The organism is Streptomyces sp. NBC_00386 (assembly GCF_036063235.1).
In the GTDB taxonomy this organism is placed as follows: Bacteria; Actinomycetota; Actinomycetes; order Streptomycetales; family Streptomycetaceae; genus Streptomyces.
This window is the reverse complement of record NZ_CP107950.1, coordinates 9135283-9154667: the sequence shown is the minus strand read 5'-3', so window position 1 is coordinate 9154667 and position 19385 is coordinate 9135283. Positions and strand designations below refer to the sequence as shown.

Sequence of the window (19385 nt, the reverse complement as noted above, 5' to 3'; positions counted from 1 at the left end):
CCGGCGGCGGACTCTGCATGCCGCTCATGATGAGTGCGATCAAGCCGCATGGCTGGTTCGAGCCGCGAACCTCACATCGCCTCCCCGCCTACCGTGAGACGGCGACGCCACCAGAGGTCGGCACGCCACTGGCGACGATCGGCGAAGGGATCAGGCAGAGTGCGCACGACGTACACGGCGTCCAGGTGGGCCACTTGGCGCTTCAGCTCGGCGCGGGGCCGGGAAGGCAGCTGTTGCAGTACCTCCTCGAGAACGTCGCGGGCATGCCTCACATCGTCGAAGGAACAGCCGCGGCACGAGCAGTGGGCGTCCTGGGGATACAAGGGCCGCCGCCCCGGCGGTTGCAAGAACGCTTGATAACGCCGCAGCGCGAGGGCGGTAGCGCCGGGGAAGACGTAATAGTCGCCCGAGAGACGCTCCACTCGATGTATTGCCAGGCTGGTAGGAGCGGAGAGTCCGTGGATCCGACTCGGCGGCGGGTCCTCCCAGACGCGAGGACCATGGTGCTGGGCGCGCAGGGCGCCAGGCCGTCTACGCGGCATCGGCCCTTCGGTATGCGGTCATGTCCGTCATCCTGCCGGCCCCACGCCTACGCGGCCAGGGATTTACGGGACAGCCCCCAGACCTGGACCGACGCACGGCTGTGCCGAGTGCGGGGCCGGCACCGGGGAGGGGGCGGCCTGCCCCTCCCCGGCATCGTCGTCGGTCGTCAGGTCGCGGTGGCGGCCGCCGCCGCGCGTCCCGCCTGGCGGCCGGAGAAGAGGCAGCCCCCCAGGAAGGTGCCTTCCAGGGAGCGGTAGCCGTGAACGCCGCCGCCACCGAAGCCGGCGACCTCACCGGCCGCGTACAGACCGGGAACCGGGCTGCCGGAAGCGTTCAGGACGCGGCCCGAGAGGTCGGTCTGGAGGCCGCCGAGGGTCTTGCGCGTGAGGATGTTGAGGCGTACGGCGATGAGCGGACCGGCGTCGGGGTCCAGGATCTTGTGGGCGGGCGCCGTGCGGCTGAGGGAGTCCCCGACGTAGGCGAGCGCGTTCCGGATGCCCATCACCTGGACGTCCTTGGTGTAGGGGTTGTCCATCTCGCGGTCACGGGCCTCGATCTGGCGCTGGAGGTCGGCACGGTCGACGAGGTTGTCGCCGGTGAGCTTGTTCATTCCGGTGACGAGGTCGGCGAGCGTGGTGGCGACCACGAAGTCGGCGCCGTTCTTCTTGAACTTCTCGATCGGCTCCGGGCTCTGCCAGATCCGGGAGAGCAGTTTCCACACGTCCTTGTTGGTGAGGTCCGGATTCTGCTCCGAGCCGGAGAGCGCGAACTCCTTGGCGAGGATCTTCTGCGTGGTGACGAACCAGGAGTAGTCGTAGCCGGAGCCCGTGATCGACTTGAGGGTGTGGAGGGTGTCGTAGCCGGGGATGTCGGGGCTGCCGAAGCGACGGCCCCGTGCGTCGAACCACATCGACGACGGGCCGGGCAGGATGCGGATGCCGTGACCGGGCCAGATCGGGTCGTAGTTGCGCAGCCCCTCGGTGTAGTGCCACATCCGGTCCGGGTTCACGATGCGGCCGCCGGCCTGCTCGGTGATCGCCAGCATGCGGCCGTCCACATGCGCGGGCACACCGGTGACCATGAACTTGGGCGGGGCGCCGAGGCGGTCCGGCCAGTTCTGCCGTACGAGATCGTGGTTGGCGCCGATGCCCCCGGAGGTGACGACGACGACCGGGGCGCGCAGCTCGAAGTCACCCACGACGGTGCGGGAACTGGGCTTCCCGCGTGCCACGCCGCTGGGTTCCAGAACCGCGCCGCGAACACCCGTGACGACCCCGCCGGTCGTCACGATCCCGTCGACCCGGTGCCGGAACTTGAAGGTGACCTTGCCCGCCGCCACCGCGGCGCGGACCTTCTTCTCGAACGGCTCGACCACCGCGGGACCGGTGCCCCAGGTGACATGGAAGCGCGGTACCGAGTTGCCGTGTCCGTCCGCGAGCCCGCCGCCCCGCTCGGCCCAGCCGACGACCGGGAACCACTGCACGCCCAGCCCGGAGAGCCACGACCGCTTCTCACCCGACGCGAAGTCCACATAGGCCTCGGCCCACTTGTACGCCCAGTGGTCCTGGCCGGACGGGTCACCGACGCCCCGGTCGAAGCCCGCGCTGCCGAGCCAGTCCTGCCAGGCGAGGTCACGGGAGTCCTTGACACCCATCAGCCGCTGCTCGTCGGAGTCGACGAAGAACAGTCCGCCGAACGACCAGAACGCCTGACCGCCCAGGCTGCCTCCGGCTCCTGGTCGAGGAGGAGCACCTTCCGTCCGGCCGCGGCGAGTTCCGCGGTCGCGACCAGCCCGGCGAGCCCGTGGCCGACCACGATCGCGTCCGCGTCCTGCAACTCGGCGCCGAAGGCGGGGAAGGCCTGGGCGGCGAGCGCGGCTCCGGCGATCATCCCTCCGGTGACGGTGAGGGCGCGGCGGCGCGTGATGCCCCCTCCCGCCTCCGCGTCGTTCCCGTGACGCGATGCGGAGTTGCCTCTGGAGTTCTCCATGGCTGCCTTTCGTCAAGAGGTGCCGGAGGTACGGGAGATACGTGCGCGAGGTGCCGAGGCGTAAAGGCGTCACCGATGGGCCGACCGGCAGGTGCTACCGATGGGTTGACTGGCAGGTGTTACCGACGGTAGCTCATGAGGTTCGCGTTACAACAGACCTTGAAATAAAGGGAGTTGGGCCAGAGTTGGGACATGCCGTGACCGGCCCGGCACGCAGGCGTCGGGGCGCATCGCGGAGGGACACCCGGCCATACGCGGCCCACGCGGGCACGCGGAACGGCGGGCACACGAAACGGCGGGCCACATGCCGGCTCCGCCGTCCGTGCGAGCCGTTCTGACGAGACGTCAGACGGAGTGCTCCGCAGCCGCGTCGAGCGTTTCACGCGCCGCGGCCAGGGCCGCGGACCGGTCCTCGGGTACCAGGCCGATGCGGGTGCGCCGGTCCAGGAGGTCGGACTCGTCGAGGGCGCCCTCGTGCAGCACGGCCCACAGCAGCGCGGCCCGCGTGACGGGATGTCCTGGCACCACGGGCTCGCCCAGCCGGGGATCGCGGGTGGCGAGGGCGTCGACGGCGGGGGCTTCGGCGCCGTAGCGACGGATCAGGTGGCCGGGGGCGGCCAGGGAGCCGAGCCGGTGCGGGGCCGCCGCGCCGACCAGCGGCAGGGAGGCGGTCGTCGAGGGGCCGGCACGCAGACCCCGGGCCTCGACCGCCGCGTCGACGGCGTCCTGGGCCATGCGCCGGTAGGTGGTGAGTTTGCCGCCGACCACGGTGGTCACCCCGTCGTCGGAGGTGAGGACGGCGTGCCGGCGGGAGATGTCGGAGGTGCGGGCGGCCTCTCCCGAGCGGCCCGGCGCGGTGTCGAGCAAGGGGCGCAGCCCCGCGAACGCGCCGACGACGTCATGGCGCCTCACCGGGGTGTCCAGGGCGGAGCCGACGACGTCGAGCAGGAAGCCGATGTCCGACTCCGGAACCTGGGGCACGTCCGGGAGGTCCCCGTCGACGGGTTCGTCGGTCAGGCCCACGTACACGCGGCCGTCGTCCTGCGGCAGGACGAGGACGAACCTGTTGCTCTCGCCCGGGATCGGGATGTGCAGCCCGGCGGGCAGCGGTCCGAACAGGTCGGCGCGCAGCACCAGATGCGTTCCGCGCGAGGGGCGGATACGGATGCCCTCGACCAGGTCGCCCGCCCAGACGCCGGACGCGTTGATGACCGCGCGGGCCCTGATCTCGCCCTGTTCGCCGGTCAGTTCGTCACGGACCCGGGTGACGGTCCCGCCCGTCCCCAGGGCCCTGACCCGGGTGAGGATCTTCGCGCCGCGGGCGGCCGCGGTGCGGGCGAGCGCTGTCACGAGCCGGGCGTCGTCGGTCACTTTGCCGTCCCAGGACAGCAGGCCGCCGCGCAGGCCCGCCGGGCGCACCGACGGCGCCAGGTGCCGGGCCTCCACCGCGGAGAGGCGGCGCGGGGCGGGCAGGGTGGCGCGGGAGGTGCGGGCCGCCAGCCGCAGGGTGTCCCCGGCGCGGAACCCGGCCCAGGCCAGGGAGGCCTGGCCGCGTGACACCAGCGGTGTCAGGGGCAGTACGAAGGGCTGGGCGCGGACCAGGTGGGGGGCGGTGCGTTCCATGAGGACGCCGCGTTCGACCGCGCTCTCGTGGGCGACGTCGAGCTGTCCGGAAGCCAGGTAGCGCAGTCCGCCGTGGATGAGCTTGGAACTCCAGCGCGAGGTGCCGAAGGCGAGGTCGTGGGCGTCGACGGCGACGACGTCGAGACCGCGCGCGGCCGCGTCCAGGGCGACCCCGGCGCCGGTGGCGCCGAGTCCGATCACCAGGACGTCCACCGTGTCGCCGCCCACCGCCTCGGCCAGTTCACGGCGGCGGCGGGCGGCGGAGAGCGAGGATCCGGGCGCCGGGGCCGCCGGGCCGGACGGACTGCTTGTGGGACTCATGGCGTGAGGGTCCTCTCCAGAAGGGTGCGCAGCTCGTCGAGAAAGGCCGTGCTGGTCAGTTCGGGGTCGTCCTCGTCGGTCATGGTCCGCAGCGACAGGGTGAAGGACTGGACCACGAGCAGCACGGCACGGGCCTGTCTTCTCGTGGGCGCGAACCGCACCGAGCCGTCGGCGTGCCCCTGCTCCAGGGCGTCGGCCAGGAGTTCCAGGAGGGCTTCCTGGCTGGCTCCGCGCCGGTCCAGTACGTACGGGAGCAGGAGTTCGGGGTCGACGTCGATGATCTTGCGGAAGAGCGGGTGGGCACGGAAGCCCTCCACTCCGGCCACCAGACCGTCCACGATCTGGGCCCGCGTGACCTTGTCCGGGTGCGGCTCGGGCATGGCGCGGGTCGCCACGTCGATCCACTCACGGGTCATCAGGTCGCCGACCAGCGACCGCACATCGGGCCAGCGCCGGTAGAGCGTCATGCGCGAGACACCGGCGCGGCGGGCCACGTCGGTCAGGGTGGTACGCCGGACTCCGACCGCCAGGACGCAGTCGCGTACGGCGTCGAGGACGGGGTCGCCGTCCGAGTGCTTGTGACGAATAGGCGCCATGTGTCACAGTGTAACGCCCCGTGCTGCTGTGCGGGAGACGGCACCTCGCGACCGACCGATGAGGACTAGTTCATGGACATGCTGTGGAGTGGCTGGGGCGACCCGGCCAAGGCGGCACCGCTGCCCGACTCGGTGACCGGACTGCTGCGGGACCTGCTGGGCGTCAAGCCGCGGGACACCGCCGCACACGCTCTCGAGGAGATCTCCGTTCCCGAGCCCCTGCCGGGCCCGGCCCTGGACGCGCTGGCGGACGCCGTCGGCGGCGCGGAGCATGTGCGCGCCGACGCGGAGACCCGGATCAGGCACACCCGCGGGAAGTCGACGCCCGATCTGCTGAGGCTCCGAGCGGGCGACGCGGGGGACGCCCCCGGGGCCGTCGTCCTGCCCTCCACCCACGACGAGGTTCTCGCCGTACTGCGCGTCTGCGCCGAACACGGCCTCGCCGTCGTCCCGTTCGGCGGCGGCACCTCCGTCGTCGGCGGCCTCGCCCCGGAGCGGAGCGCCTTCGTCGCCCTCGACCTGCGCCGCATGAACGCCATGCTCGGCATCGACCCGGTCTCCCGGACGGCGACGCTCCAGCCGGGCCTGCGCGCTCCCGACGCGGAGGCGCTCCTGGCCGAATACGGCTTCACCCTCGGACACTTCCCCCAGTCCTACGAGTGGGCGACCATCGGCGGGTTCGCCGCCGCCCGTTCCAGCGGCCAGGCCTCCGCCGGATACGGCCGCTTCGACGAGATGGTCCTCGGACTCACCCTCGCGACCCCTGAAGGCACCCTGGACACGGGCCGCGCCCCCCGGTCGGCGGCCGGCCCCGACCTGCGGCAGCTGATCCTCGGCTCCGAGGGCGCCTTCGGGGTCATCACCTCCGTCACCGTACGGATCAGGCCGCTGCCGCGGACGCGTGTGTACGAGGGATGGCGGTTCGCCTCGTTCGAGGAGGGAGCCACCGCGCTGCGCCGGCTCGCCCAGGACGGACCGCGCCCCACGGTACTGCGGCTGTCCGACGAGACCGAGACCTTCGTCGGACTCGCCCAGCCCGACGCCATCGGCTCGGCCGAGGCCCCCGCGGCCGCCGGCTGCACGGCCATCGCCGGGTACGAGGGGACCGAGGAGGAGACCGCGCGCCGCCGCGAGGAAGCCGCGGCGGTCCTGCGCGCGGCCGGAGGCACCTACCTGGGCGCCGAACCCGGCGAGCGCTGGGCGCACGGCCGCTACTCGGCGCCCTATCTGCGCGACGCGCTGCTCGACGCCGGGGCCTTCGCCGAGACCCTGGAGACCGCGGCCTTCTGGTCCCGCGTTCCCGAGCTCTACGCCGCCGTGCGCGCCGCCCTGACCGAGACGCTCACCGCCGCGGGAACCCCGCCCCTGGTCATGTGCCACATCTCGCACGTCTACGAGAACGGTGCCTCGCTCTACTTCACGGTCGTCTCCGCGCAGGGCGAGGACGCCGTGGCCCACTGGGTGCCGGCCAAGGAGGCCGCCAACGAGGCCGTGCTGAGCGCGGGCGGAACCATCAGCCACCACCACGGGGTGGGAACGGACCACCGTGACTGGTACCTCCGGGAAGCGGGGCCGCTGGGTGTCGAGGCCCTGCGGGCCGTCAAGCGGCGGCTGGACCCCGACGGCCTCCTCAATCCCGGGATCCTGCTGCCCGTCGACTGACACCGCCCCCGATGACGTGGTGGCGGCCCGGGGCCACTGCCACGTCATCGGGCTCCGGCGGCCCGAACCCCGCCGCGTACAGCCGTACCGCCGGACCCGGCCCCGACACCGCCGCCGTACACAGGTTCCGCCCCTGCCCGCTCCGTCCCACCCGTCACTGCCCGGAGGCACACCCGATGCGACAGTTCACCGCCGTCGTCAATCCCACCGCGGGCGGCTCCACCGGGGCGGCGGCACTGCTCCCGGTGGCCCGCCTGCTCAGGGAGGCCGGAGCCGGTCTGGAGACCGAGTACAGCCGCAGCCTTGCCCACGCTCAGGAGCTCGCGCTCCGCGCCGGGGAGCGGGGCCGGGTCGTCCTCGGCGTGGGCGGCGACGGGATCGCGGGCGGGATCGGCGGCGCCCTGAGCGGGACCGACACCGTCCTCGGGCTGATACCGGCCGGCCGCGGCAACGACTTCGCCCGCGCGCTCCGACTGCCCACCGCGGCCGCGGACCTGACGCGCGTCCTGCTGCACCACGAGCCCCGGCGCGTCGACACCATCGAGGTGGAATCCGCGGTGCACGCGCGCACCGTGGTTCTCGGGAGCGTGTACGCGGGCGTCGACGCGCTCGCCAATCAGCACGCCAACCACGCACGCGTGCTGCGCGGGGCCGCCTCGTACTACGCGGGCGGCCTGCGCGCGGTCACCGGCTGGCGTCCGGTGTCGTACCGCGTCACCGTCGACGGGGAGGAACACCTCCACCGCGGCTACACCGTCGTGGCCGCGAACTCCGCCTACTACGGCTCCGGGCGCATCATCGCCCCGGCGGCCCTGACGGACGACGGCCTGCTGGACGTCGTCATGATCCGCGAGGCCCCGCGCCGGCTGTTCTTCACCCTCATGAACGAGCTCAAGACCGGCGCGCACACCGCGCGGCCGGAAGTGGTGATCCTGCGGGGCCGGGAGATCCGCATCGAGGCCGACCGGCCCGTCCCCTACGGCGCCGACGGGGAGGTCGAGGCCGCCCTCCCCGTCACTGCCCGGGTGCGGCCGGGCGATCTGGCCATGCTCTTCTGATCACCCCGGCCCCCGGTGCGCCACCGCAGGTCACCCCGCGGCGGTCTCTCCGCTCGCGCTGCCCGCCAGCCACTGGTCCCAGCTCAGGTTGAACGAGGCGTAGCCGTTGTCGGCCGAGGCCTTCGCGCGCGGGGAGCCGGTGACGGAGACCGGGTCGCCCTGCTTGACCTGGCCGTAGAACCACTTGGCGTCGGTGATCGAGAGGTGGACACAGCCGTGCGAGCCCCGGGCGCTGCCACTGCCCGGGTTCGGGTCGCCGGTCGAGTAGTGGACGTAGGTCCCTGACTGGGTCAGGTGGATGTCCCAGGGAAGGGTCAGGTCGTAGTAGTTCGCGTCACCCTTGTTGCAGCTGATGCCGACGCTGCACGAGGTCATGTGGACCTTCTCCTGCTTGTCGATCACCGCCATCACGCCGTTCCACGTGGGGTATTCGGCGCTGCCCGCGTTGATGGACAGGGTCCGTACCGGCGCGCCGTTCTTGGTGACCTTCATGGTGTGGCCGGTGACGGACACATCCGCGCGGACGTCGTCGCCGACGGTGAAGTCGTGGACGTAGGAACGCGTGCCGTAGCGGCCGTTGCCGTTGGCGACACCCTTCAGGTCCGCGGTGATCTTCACCTTCGTACCGCTCGCCCAGTACGACTTGGGCCGCCAGTCGGCGCGCCGGTCCCCGAACCAGTGCCAGGCGCCCGTCATCGGCTGGGAGCTGGTGACCTTCATGTGCTTCTCCACACCGGCCCGGGCCTTTTGACCCACCGGGTTCGTGAAGATCACCGAGATCGGCATCGCGACGCCGACCGTGGCACCGGTCTGCGGCGTGATCGTCTCCAACAGCATCGGTGGCCCGGCCGGCTTCGATGGAGACGGCTTCGCACTGGCTGTCGGCTTCTTCGACCCCGCCTTTCCGTCGTCTGAACTCGCCTTCGGCGTACCCCCGCCACAGGCACTGGCCCCCGCCAGCACCGCAACCATGACGAGTGCCGTCGATATCCCGCTACGTCGCTTCACTTTTACCCCGGCTCACAATCGTGCCTGCCTCACTGTTCATTTGGACTGCGGGCACCGGCCCGCGGTTGCAGTACGTGTGTAAAGCGCGGTTCAAAACCCGACTCGGGAGGCTCGCGCCCCCGCGGATCGGGCGGAACGCGTGACGGCTACCTGTGCCGGACCGCCGGTCACCGGTACCCGCTTCAGGCCGGCTCACGCCTGTGCGCCGGCGCTGGCGCGGCCCGGATGCCGCGAAAGGAACCGCACCGCGCCGTCGGCCTCGACCCTGGGCAGTTCCTTGTGCCGGCCGGGGTTCTAGGAGCGCGTTCGCCGGGCCGCGTCGACCTCTTGGGGCGCCGTCGCGGGCTGTCCCGTGGACGTCCCCGCGCCGGAGCGGACGAGCGGTACCAGCACTCCGGCACCGGCCACGGCGAGCACGGCGACCACCCGCAGCACCCCGTTGATCGCCGAGCCGTCGGACGCCGCTCCGCCGGCGGACCCGCTGATCTCCTCCAGCACGGTCGCGGCCACCGTCACGGCCACCGCGCCCCACAGCACCAGGGAGGTGAGCACCAGGCCCGACGCGGCCGCGAGCCGCCCGGCGGACACGTACGACTGGGTGGCCGCGTTGGTGAGCGCCCAGCCGAGCCCGACGCCCGCTCCGACCACCGCGAACACCGCGGCGTAGAGCGGCAGGGGATGCGCCCAGGTCAGCGCGGCGAGCGCCACCCCGCTCAGCAACAGCCCCACCGCCATCAGCACCTCCGCCCGCCACCGGTGCGCCAGATGGCCCGACCAGTAGCTCGCCGCGCCGACTCCCGCCGACAGCGCCAGGAAGACCACTCCCGACTCCAGCGGTGACAGCCCCCGCGCCTGCTCCAGATACAGCGCCGCCAGCACCGCGACGAGGCAGTACACGATGTTCGACACCGTCCCGGCCGCCGTCACGGTCACGAACGGCCTGTTGCGCAGCAGGGTCAGGTCGATCAGCGGTTCCGCCGCCCGCCGCTCGACCGCCACGAACAGGGCCAGCATCGACGCGCCCACGGCGAAGCACGCCAGGGTGGCCGCCGAGCCCCAGCCCCAGTTCGATCCCTGGTCGACGGCGATCATGACGGCTGTCAGACCGCCGGCCAGCGTGATGGCGCCCGGCAGGTCCATCCCCCGTGTGGCCCCCTCGTCCCGCGACTCCGTCACGTACCGCAGCATCAGCAGCACAGCCAGCGCGCAGAACGGAACGTTCAGCAGGAAGACCGCACGCCAGCTGACGAGCTCGGCGAAGGTGCCGCCGACGAAGGGCCCCAGCGCGGTACCGACGGCGCTGAAGGCGAGAACCGTCCCGACGGCCCGGCCCTGACGACCGTCACGAAAGTGCGCGGTCACCACCGCCACCGCGATGGGCAGGACCAGGGCCGCCGCCATCCCCTGGACCACGCGTCCCGCGGTCAGCCACACCGCGTTCTGCGCGGCGCTGCACACCACCGACATCACGGCGAAGCCGGTCAGCCCGACGACGATGATCCGTCTGCGGCCGTACAGGTCGGCTGCCCGCCCGCCGACGATCATCAGTGCCCCGAGTGTCAGCATGTAGCCGCTCACGAGCCACTGAAGGTTCGTGGCCGGTGTCCCGAAGTCCCGGGCGATCACGGGCAGCATCAGGTTCAGCGCGAACCAGTCCAGCTCCACCAGCAGCATCGCGATCGAGGCGGCCGCGATGACGGCGCGGTCCCGGCGTGAGAACAGTCCCGTCGTCCGGCCTGCGGATCCGCTCACGACGACCATCCCCTGCCACGGGTCACTCCTCCCGCCAGCCTGCGGGCGCCCGCGGAGCCCCGCAACCGGAGCCCTGCCCGGTCGGCCGCGCGGCTCCGCGACCCCCGGCGGGGGTGCCCGTCCCGTCCCGTTCCTCGTGGGCGGCTCCTGGTCCGCTCAACTCCCTTGCCGTGCCGACCACATGACCGCTCCGAGTAGGATGATCGAACACTTGGTCTGCCCGCGTTTCCGTGGTGCGATGGGAGCTAGCATGACGATCGACCGACAGTCGTTTCCGCCGCTCGACACCAGTAAGGCGCATCCCGCGCGGGTCTACGACTGGCTGTTGGGCGGCAAGGACAACTACCCGGTCGACGAGGCGGTGGGAGAGAAGCTGCCGCCCGAGGCGAGGGACGCGGCCCGGCAGAACCGCGAGTTCATGCAGCGGGCGTCCGCCTGGCTCGCCGAGCAGGGCGTCGACCAGTTCCTGGACATAGGCACCGGCATCCCCACCCAGCCGAACCTGCACCAGATCGTCCAGGACATCACGCCGTCGGCGAAGGTCGTCTACACCGACAACGACCCGATCGTGCTGCGTCACGCCGAGGCGCTCCTGGTCAGCAGGCCCGAGGGTGTCACCGACTACATCCAGGCCGATGTGCGGCGGCCGCAGGACATCGTCCAACACGCCCGCCACGTCCTGGACTTCAGCCGTCCGATCGCGCTGTCGCTGATCGCGCTCATGCACTTCATCCCCGACGAGCAGGACGCCCACTCCATCGTCCGCAACCTCGTCGACACCCTGCCCTCGGGCAGTTACCTCGTGTTGTCGCACGCCTCCTCCGACGTGTTCCCCGAGCTCTCCGCGCAGGTCACCGCCGAGTACGCGAAGGGCGGTATCCAGCTCGGCTTCCGTACCCGTGCCGAGGTGGAGCGCTTCTTCGACGGCCTCGACCTCGTCTCCCCCGGCCTGGTGACCGCGACGAAGTGGGCCAAGTCGGCGGCGCCCGCTCCGGAGGACAGCGGCATCTACGCGGCGGTGGCACGCGTCCGCTGAGCGGAACGGGTACGGCGGATGTTCCGCGCCCCGCGCCCCCGGTGATGGTGATCCGCAGGACGCGGCCCGGCATCGCGTCCATGCGGGTGGCGTATGGGGCGGCGGCGAGCCCCCGATGGCATGACCGGCGTTGTGCACGGTGCCAACTCACGATCAGTCAGAGAGGACGTCCCGTGCGTCGAACCATGCTGTTGTCTGTCTGTGCTCTTGTCGCCGCCGCCGCCACCGGATTCTTCACCACCAGCGCGATCCGCAACCGCTGACAGCGAGACGCCCCACGCGCTCACGGACATTGCGCGACCGGGCGGCCGCCGGGTGGGACGGCCGGAGGCCGTCCCACCCGGGGCATGTGCCGGGCGTCCGGTTCAGTCCGTTCCATCGCTGTCCTCGTCGCGGGGGTCGGCCGCGCGGTCCGCCATGCGCACGCGAAGAGCCGCCGGGATGACGAGCCACCACAGGATGTACAGCCCGGCCACACCCGCGACGATCCAGGGCACGTACGAGTCGTCGTCGGTGGCGGTGCGCAGCACCAGCAGGAGGGAGGAGATCATGGTGAGCAGCAGGAGCAGCAGGCCGAGCAGAGTCAGCCTGGACGCCCATACGACAGCCTCCGGCTTGATGAAGCGGCCCGTCACGATGCGGTGGAACGCCACGGGGGCGACCAGCGCGCCGATGGCCGCGGCACCGAGGACGATCGTGACCATGTACAGGGTCCGGTCCGCCTCGGACAGCCGCCGGTAGGACGGCTGGAACACCACGGTCAGCAGGAAGCCGAACAGGATCTGCACGCCGGTCTGGGCCACGCGGATCTCCTGGAGCAGGTCGGCCCACTTGCGGTCGGCCCGCTCCTCGGGCGATTCATCGCGTCCGTCGGTCCGTGCGTCGCCCTGCATCGGCAGTCCCTCTCCTGGTGGCACCACCCGCTGAGCCGCCCCTCGTGTCGCGGCTCGCTCGTGTGACGCGGCGTGTGACGCGGCCTCCCGGCCGGCGGCCGGTCTCCCGCTCGGCGCCGCGGTACGTCGCTCAGCGACCCAGCGCGTTCTTCAGCTGCTGCTTGCTCATGGACGAGCGTCCCTGGATGTCGCGCTTCTTGGCCTCTTCGTACAACTGGTCCTTGGTGGGGCCCTGCGCCCCCGAGTGCGAACGCTCGCCACCCCGCTGCGACGCCGACTTCGGGTCGCGCAAAGACGCCTTGCTCGCCGTCTCGGACTCGCCGGCCCTGGCCCGCTCCTTGTTCACCGTGCGGGCCGCGATCTCCTTGGCGCGGCCCGTGGACTCCCCGCGGTCCTGCGCGCTCTGCTTGATGTGTTCGTACTGCCGCTCGCGCTTCCTGTTCGATCCCGCCGGCATGGTGCGCCCTCCTCCTGGATGCGGCCCGTACGTGCTGGATGTGGCCCGTACGTGGACATCGAGTACCCCCGATGGTCCGCGGCCTCACGGGTCGCCCGGAATTGCGTCCCTACGGCCCAGGAACGGCGGAAGTCCCCGCACCGGGACGGCCGGGGACTTCCCTGCGGCAGTGGACACCGGCGGACAGGAGCACCGCGCGTCGCGGCGGATCAGCCCGACGCCGCTCCGCGCGGCCGCCCGTTCATCCCTTCCGGTGGCGGAGCACCAGCCACAGGAGGACGGCGGCGCCCGCCGCGGCCAGAACCAGCGTGCGGTTCTCGCGCGCCAGCCGCGCCCCCTGGGCCGCCTGCTGCCGCAGGGGCTCCGGTGCCTTCTCCTGCCACACGCCGCCGGCCTGCGCGGCCTTGTCCCGCACCTGGTCCGCGGCCTGGGCCGCCCGGTCCCTGACCGGGTCGGGCACCTTGTCCTGCACCGTGTGCGCGGCCCTGGCCGCCCTGGTCCTCAGCTCGCCCGCCTTGGCCAGGGCCTGCTCGGCGACCTCAGCGGTCTTCTCCTTGGCCTGCTCGGCCATCTCCACGGTCTTCTCCTTGACCTCGGCTCCCTTGTCCTTGGCACGGGCCTTGGCATCGGCCTTGTCGGCCAGTGCCTGGACCGTCTCTCCCAGCTCGGCGCGGGTCCGCTCGACCTGCTCACGCATCTCGCCGGGTGTCGTCGGGGTGTGCTTGTCGTCGGACGGTTCACTCATCGGTGGGCACTCCTCTTGATCGCGATCACGGTGGCCACGAGGGCCTGAATTGTCGGGACCCAGCGTGCTCCGGCCGTCGCTCAGGACCCGGGTACCCCGAACCAGGCGGTCCAGGGCGGTTCTCGCCGTTCCCCGTCGGTGAGGTTTCCGCCGCGCTACTGGAGGGCGCGGACAGCGGCGGTGAACACCGGAGGCAGCCGGGCCGCCGCCGGGACGACCATGCGGGCGGTGCCGGGGCGGCGGCTCGCGGCCAGGAGGGCGCCGGTCAGCAACCGGTGCCGCCTGGTCAGCAGGGCCCACGCCCGCTCGTACTCCCGTGCCCTCCCCGAGACGAGGCAGTGGACGGCGGCACCGGCCGTCGCCAGGCCGAGGGCGATCCCCTCGCCGGTGAGGGCGTCGACGTAGCCCGCCGCGTCGCCGACGAGCAGGACACGTCCGGCGACCCTGCGGCGTGTCCGCTGGAGCAGCGGCCCGGCGCCTCGCACGTCCGTGGCCCCGGCCCCGCGCAGCGACGCGGTGAGGTCCGGGAAGCCGACCAGGTGCTCGTCGTATCCGCCCCGCACGCGGCTGAGGACCGCGACACCGACCAGGTCGTCGGCGACCGGTGTCACGTAGGCCTCGCCCTGGCCGGACCAGTGGACCTCGACGAAGTCCGTCCAGGGCTCGACACGGTAGTGCCGGCGCAGTCCGTAGCGCCGGTGCGCGCCGCCGGGCAGTTCCAGTCCGAGGCCGCGGCGGACGGCGGAGTGCAGGCCGTCGGCGGCGATCAGCCAGCGCGCCGTGAGTCCCGCGGCGGTGACCGTGTCCGCGGTCTGGCGCACCTCCCCCGCCCTGCCCGGCACGATCCGCACACCGAGGCCGAGCGCGCGCTCGTGCAGCGCGCGGTGCAGCTCGGTACGGCGGATGCCCAGGCCGCGGGAGCCGCGGAAGGACGCCTCGGCGCGGGCGGTGCCGTCCACGTATCGGATTCCGCGCAGTTCCTTCCCCACGGGTTCGACGCCCAGCGCCCGCAGCCCGGCGACGCCGCTGGGCATGACGCCTTCTCCGCAGGCCTTGTCGACGGGCGCGGTCCGCGGCTCGACGACGACCGCCTCCAGGCCCGCCAGCGCGCTGTGGATCGCGGCAGCCAGACCGGCCGGGCCGCCACCGGCCACCAGGACGTCGATCACGCCGGAACGGACCCGAACGAGGTGGCCACGCCGGCCAGTGCCCGGTTCTCGCACCGGATGCGTACCGTGAGCACGGCGGCGTTCACCAGCGTGAAGACGACCGCCGTGACCCAGGCGGTGTGCACCAGGGGCAGGGCCACACCCTCCGCGACGACCGCCACGTAGTTCGGATGCCGCAGCACCCTGTACGGGCCGCGAGCCACCAGCGGCAGGCCGGGCACGACGATCACCCGGGTGTTCCACCGGGACCCCAGGGTGACGATGCACCACCAGCGCAGGGCCTGGGCGCCCGCGAGCACGGCCAGCATGGACCAGCCGAGTGCCGGGACGAAGGGCCGGCCGGCCAGCCACACCTCGGCCGGGCAGCCGAGCAGCAGGGCGGTGTGCAGGGCGACCATCGCCGGGTAGTGCCCCCGGCCCGCCTCGATCGCGCCGCGCGCACGGCTCCAGCGCCCGTTGCGACGGGCGACGACGAGTTCGCCGGCCCGTTCGGCGGCGACGGCGGCCACCAGCAGTGCGTACCAGTCCATGTGTCCGTGTCCCAACCGTTCCATGTCGTGCGCCGGGTGGCCTACCAGCGCAACAGCACCAGTTCACAGGCGAAGCCCGGCCCCATCGCCAGCAGCAGGCCCGGGGTGCCGGTGGGCGGCCGGCAGGTGGCCAGGGTGTCGCGCAGTACGTGCAGCACGGACGACGAGGAGAGGTTGCCCACGTCGGCCAGATGACGCCAGGTCACGTCCAGGGCCCCGTCCGGCAGGTCGAGTGCGTCACCGACGGCCTCCAGGATCTGGGGCCCGCCGGGATGGCACACCCACGCGCTGACGTCCTTCGTCTTCAGACCGTGGTCGTCCAGGAACCCCCGTACGTCGTCGGCGAGGTGACGGCGCACCACCTCGGGGATCTCCGGGTCCAGAACGACCTGGAAGCCCGAGTCCTTGATGTCCCAGCCGAGGATGCGGCTGGTGTCGGGATACAGCCGGCTGCGCGTGTCCACGATCGTGGGGCCGGCGGCTTCGCCCGTACGACGGGATCCGCAGGCCACCACCGCGGCGGCGCCGTCGCCGAACAGGCCGGTGGCGACCAGGTTGGCCAAGGAGGCGTCGTCGCGCTGGAAGGTCAGCGAGCACAGTTCCACCGACAGCAGGACCGCGACTTCCTCGGGCCGGCCCAGCAGATAGTCGTGCATCCGGGAGAGGCCCACGGCACCCCCGGCGCAGCCCAGGCCGAACATCGGCACCCGTCTGACGTCCGGCCGCAGTCCGAGGCGGCCCGCCACCCGGGCGTCGACGGAGGGCGCGGCGATCCCCGTGACGGAGGTGAAGACCAGCAGGTCCACATCGGCCGCGGACAGACCGGCCAGGCGCAGTGCCTCCCGGACGGCCTTGGCCCCCATGTCCGTCGCGGCCTGGACGAAGACGCTGTTCGCGGCGCCGAATCCGTCCAGCGCCTCGTACTGTTCGAGCGGCAGGGTCATGTGGCGGCCGCCGACCTTCGCGGCGCGGTGCAGCCGGTCGAGCGCGCGGCGGTCGGCCCCGTCCCGCAGACACCTGCGGGCCACCATGTCGGTGATCTCGGACTGGTCGTAGCGGTGCGGCGCGAGGGTTCCGTGAACGGCGGCGATCCGCGTCATAGGGCTCCCGTCCGAACCGGCTGGGGTGGGCTTGCCCCACAGCCCTTCCCCGGACCCGCACATCGGCACCAGGGATCGCCCGTCCGGCCGTTCGTCCCGTGGCGAGCCCGGACCGCGTGGACGAAGCCTTCTACCATCGCCGGGTGGGTACTCCCGAGCACACGACGGCCGGAGACACCGCGAGGCGTGGGAGCGGCCTGGTGGCCGGTCTGGGCCGGGCGTGCCACCCCGGGCCCGTCGTGGCGGTCACCACGCTGACGGCGGCGCTGGCCGTGATCACCGGCCGTGGTCCCGGGGCTTGTTTCCTGCTCTGGGCCGCCGTGCTCGCGGGGCAGTTGTCCGTCGGCTGGTGCAACGACGCGTTCGACGCGCGGCGGGACATCGCGGCCGGCCGCCGTGGCAAGCCCGTCGTGGACGGCGCGATCGGAGCGGGGCAGGCGTGGGCCGCCGCGTACGCGGCGCTGGCCCTGTGTGTACCCCTCTCACTCCTCTGCGGCCTCACGGCCGGCGCCGTCCACCTGACCGGGGTCGGTGCGGCATGGGCGTACAACCTGCGGCTCAAGGCCACCTGTTGGTCCTGGGCGCCCTACGCGCTGGGGTTCGCCGCGCTTCCCGCCTTCGTGACGCTCGGGCTGCCAGGCCGTCCGTGGCCGGCCTGGTGGGTCCTGGCCGCCGGAGCGCTCCTGGGGGTCGGAGCGCATCTGGGCGATGTGCTTCCCGACATCCGCGGCGATCTGGTGGCGGGTGTACGGGGGTGGCCGCAGCGGCTGGGACCGGACCGTGCGCGACTGCTGCTCCCGGTACCGCTGGTGATCGCGTCCGCGCTGCTGGCGCTGGGGCCCGCAGGGCCGCCCGGCCGGCGCGAGGTGACGGCGCTGGCCCTGGTTCTCCTGGTGGCGGTGACGGGGACGGTGCTGGGACGCCGCAGAGAGCGGCTGGCGTTCGCGACGGCGGTCGTCGTGGCGGCGGTCGATGTGGGCCTGTTGCTCGGCGGCACCGGGATGGGGCCCGGCTGAACGGTCATGGCCCCGCAGGGGCGCGTTCCCGTACACGCGGAGGACCCGCACCGTGCGGTGCGGGTCCTCCTCAGCGAAGCCGTCCGGCGAGCCGAGTGATCACGGGGTCTGGCGGCGTCCGGCCGTCGGCCGGTCATCCTCCATCATCCGGTGCTGAACGGGCGTGCCGTCAGGGGACGTTCAGCGGCCGTCGTGACCACGGTGGTCGTCGTGCCCGTGGCCGCGGTGGTCGTCACGGCCGTGGCCACGGTGGTCGTCACGGCCGTGGTTGCGGTCGTGGTGCCGGCCCCAGGAGACACTGTCGACGAAGCGGCCGCGGTCGTTCCGCAGCGTGGCTTCGTCGGAACGGTTGTCCCAGACCTCGTTGCGGCGGTCCTGGAAGAGGTCACGGCTGGTGTCACGGCCGTAGCCGGTGTGGACACGGACGGTGGCACGGCCGGCCAGGGTGTAGTGCCTGAAGGTGTAGCGGTTGCCGTCCTTGTCCTTCAGGGTCCACCCGTTCAGGTTCACCCCGTGGCGACCGGAGTTGGTGATTTCCACCCACTCCGCGTTCAAGGAACGCGCGGAGCGGTCGTCAAAGCCCGGCGCGTCGCTCTGGACCCTGCTGATGGCGACGTGCGAACGGTCGAAGCGCGGATCCGCGGCCGAGGCCGACACGGACGCCGAGCCGACCAGCGCGCCGGCCGCCAGGGCGGCGGCCACCATGCGACGGGCAGTGACAGACGTGGAAACGGACATGAATGCTCCTCAAGGTTCGAGAGCCGGCACACCCCGTGCGGGCGCCCCTCTCGGGGAACCCGCACGGTGCGACCCTGTGCGAGTCCCGGCCCGGTGGCCGAGGACTCATAACTTGCTGCACATCCCCGCCCAGGACGGGCAACACCCGACCCCTGTTACGAATTACGGACATGTCGGTTACAGATGCTTGTATCAGCCCTTTAACTGCTGAAAGCCGACGATTGACGGCTCGTCATCGCCAACTCCCGTACTCCTACAGCTTCCAGGCGATAGTCGGGCATCCTCGACGTCACCCCAGCCCACCGAGCCGTCACCCGAAAGTGAGTAACACCGTTCCGCTCCGGTCGGATCGCGTGACGGTCCGGGGATCAGGCTCGACGAGACGACCCGGAAGACGGGACCTCGAAAACAGGGCCTCGAAAAACACGGCCCGGAAAAAACAGAACCCGGAAGGCAGACACATCATCGACGCGGCCGGACCACAAGTCGCGGAAGCAACGGGGGGCATCCGGGGGAGTCTGCGCCGCGACAAGCGTCATCGGCAGGACCCTCGCCGACGGACTCGGCCCGGTCCCGGGCCGGAAGGCCTCGGGCGCTTCGGCACGACCCGCGCGAGGTGGTGGGTCGCCGACGAGGGAGGACGGCGCCACTCGGGCCGTCGGAGCATCGGCGCCGGAGGCGCCGGAAAGGGCGGATACCGCCCGCCGCAGGCATGTCGCACGCTGCCGCTGTGTCAGTACGCGGCCCGGCCGCCCCTCTTGGGGGAACGGCCAGTCTTTGTCGTCCGTCGTCCCGCACGACGCCTCGACCGAAAGTGTTCGGCGAGGCGCCGTGCGGACGTGACGCGGAAATCAGGCGGGGGTGATGTTCTCCGCCTGCGGGCCCTTCTGACCCTGGGTGATGTCGAACGTCACGGCCTGGCCTTCCTGGAGCTCACGGAAGCCAGTGGCGTTGATGTTGGAGTAGTGCGCGAAGACGTCGGGGCCGCCGCCGTCCTGCGCGATGAAACCGAAACCCTTTTCGGCGTTGAACCACTTGACAGTTCCGCTGGCCATGCCAGTGCCTCTCACTCGATGACGGGTCCGCACCGCGCGAACCCGGAGGTAGTCGTCCTGGTCCTCGGGCACTGCACAGCAAAACGCCCGCACC

General features: G+C 72.1%; 17 protein-coding genes and 1 pseudogene. 4 read left to right on the top strand and 14 right to left on the bottom strand.

The features are described from left to right. Window positions 1-71: 71 nt before the first annotated feature. The 4 genes and pseudogenes from OG780_RS40060 to OG780_RS40045 form a co-directional block, all read right to left on the bottom strand. Window positions 72-422 carry a hypothetical protein gene (locus OG780_RS40060; protein ID WP_328456669.1) on the bottom strand — a complete coding sequence of 117 codons (351 nt, stop codon included), beginning with the start codon at window positions 420-422 and terminating at the stop codon, window positions 72-74. Window positions 423-709: 287 nt separating this feature from the next. After that, window positions 710-2433: pseudogene (locus OG780_RS40055) on the bottom strand (FAD-binding dehydrogenase). Between the two features lie 444 nt (window positions 2434-2877). Next, window positions 2878-4476: a glycerol-3-phosphate dehydrogenase/oxidase gene (locus OG780_RS40050; protein WP_328456667.1), complete on the bottom strand. Its 1599-nt coding sequence runs from the start codon at window positions 4474-4476 to the stop codon at window positions 2878-2880. Further along, complete coding sequence (locus OG780_RS40045) at window positions 4473-5072, bottom strand: TetR/AcrR family transcriptional regulator (RefSeq protein WP_326789950.1); 600 nt, start codon at window positions 5070-5072, stop codon at window positions 4473-4475. The genes OG780_RS40050 and OG780_RS40045 overlap by 4 nt, the downstream gene beginning before the upstream one ends. Before the next feature lie 72 nt (window positions 5073-5144). Between OG780_RS40045 and OG780_RS40040 the strand changes: the two genes are divergently transcribed. Both OG780_RS40040 and OG780_RS40035 read left to right on the top strand, forming a co-directional pair. Continuing rightward, on the top strand, window positions 5145-6734 hold the full coding sequence (locus OG780_RS40040; RefSeq protein ID WP_328456664.1) for an FAD-binding oxidoreductase: 1590 nt from the start codon (window positions 5145-5147) through the stop codon (window positions 6732-6734). A gap of 176 nt (window positions 6735-6910) precedes the next feature. Further along, entirely contained in the window at window positions 6911-7792 is an 882-nt protein-coding gene (locus OG780_RS40035; RefSeq protein ID WP_328456662.1) for a diacylglycerol kinase family protein, read from the top strand. Between the two features lie 30 nt (window positions 7793-7822). Here the strand turns inward: OG780_RS40035 and OG780_RS40030 are convergent, their stop codons facing one another. Then, complete coding sequence (locus tag OG780_RS40030) at window positions 7823-8764, bottom strand: L,D-transpeptidase (protein WP_328456660.1); 942 nt, start codon at window positions 8762-8764, stop codon at window positions 7823-7825. Window positions 8765-9094: 330 nt separating this feature from the next. Then, a complete protein-coding gene (locus tag OG780_RS40025) occupies window positions 9095-10552 on the bottom strand; it encodes an MFS transporter (protein ID WP_328456658.1) in 1458 nt (485 codons plus the stop codon). 250 nt (window positions 10553-10802) lie between these two features. Between OG780_RS40025 and OG780_RS40020 the strand changes: the two genes are divergently transcribed. Beyond that, window positions 10803-11588, top strand: coding sequence for an SAM-dependent methyltransferase (locus tag OG780_RS40020; RefSeq protein WP_328456656.1), 786 nt, complete (start codon window positions 10803-10805; stop codon window positions 11586-11588). Between the two features lie 365 nt (window positions 11589-11953). Here OG780_RS40020 and OG780_RS40015 read toward each other — a convergent pair whose 3' ends face one another. From OG780_RS40015 to OG780_RS39990, 6 genes are all read right to left on the bottom strand, one after another. Next, the gene (locus OG780_RS40015; protein WP_328456655.1) at window positions 11954-12481 is read right to left on the bottom strand and encodes a DUF6328 family protein; all 528 of its coding nucleotides are present in this window, start codon (window positions 12479-12481) and stop codon (window positions 11954-11956) included. 130 nt (window positions 12482-12611) lie between these two features. Then, on the bottom strand, window positions 12612-12938 hold the full coding sequence (locus OG780_RS40010; protein ID WP_328456653.1) for a plasmid stabilization protein: 327 nt from the start codon (window positions 12936-12938) through the stop codon (window positions 12612-12614). A gap of 241 nt (window positions 12939-13179) precedes the next feature. Beyond that, the gene (locus tag OG780_RS40005; RefSeq protein ID WP_328456651.1) at window positions 13180-13683 is read right to left on the bottom strand and encodes a DUF3618 domain-containing protein; all 504 of its coding nucleotides are present in this window, start codon (window positions 13681-13683) and stop codon (window positions 13180-13182) included. A gap of 155 nt (window positions 13684-13838) precedes the next feature. Next, window positions 13839-14852 carry an NAD(P)/FAD-dependent oxidoreductase gene (locus tag OG780_RS40000; RefSeq protein ID WP_328456649.1) on the bottom strand — a complete coding sequence of 338 codons (1014 nt, stop codon included), beginning with the start codon at window positions 14850-14852 and terminating at the stop codon, window positions 13839-13841. Next, entirely contained in the window at window positions 14849-15382 is a 534-nt protein-coding gene (locus OG780_RS39995) for an isoprenylcysteine carboxyl methyltransferase family protein (protein ID WP_328456647.1), read from the bottom strand. The genes OG780_RS40000 and OG780_RS39995 overlap by 4 nt, the downstream gene beginning before the upstream one ends. Before the next feature lie 41 nt (window positions 15383-15423). Next, window positions 15424-16482 (bottom strand): type III polyketide synthase, encoded by a 1059-nt coding sequence (locus tag OG780_RS39990; protein WP_328456646.1) that lies wholly within the window; start codon window positions 16480-16482, stop codon window positions 15424-15426. A 143-nt stretch (window positions 16483-16625) separates the two neighbouring features. On the opposite strand from OG780_RS39990, the gene OG780_RS39985 reads away from it, so the two are divergent. After that, complete coding sequence (locus OG780_RS39985) at window positions 16626-17498, top strand: UbiA family prenyltransferase (RefSeq protein WP_328456644.1); 873 nt, start codon at window positions 16626-16628, stop codon at window positions 17496-17498. A 180-nt stretch (window positions 17499-17678) separates the two neighbouring features. Here OG780_RS39985 and OG780_RS39980 read toward each other — a convergent pair whose 3' ends face one another. Together OG780_RS39980 and OG780_RS39975 are read right to left on the bottom strand one after the other, a co-directional pair. Then, window positions 17679-18236 carry a lamin tail domain-containing protein gene (locus OG780_RS39980; protein ID WP_328456642.1) on the bottom strand — a complete coding sequence of 186 codons (558 nt, stop codon included), beginning with the start codon at window positions 18234-18236 and terminating at the stop codon, window positions 17679-17681. Between the two features lie 851 nt (window positions 18237-19087). Further along, window positions 19088-19291 (bottom strand): cold-shock protein, encoded by a 204-nt coding sequence (locus OG780_RS39975; RefSeq protein WP_037622929.1) that lies wholly within the window; start codon window positions 19289-19291, stop codon window positions 19088-19090. Window positions 19292-19385 lie beyond the last annotated feature (94 nt).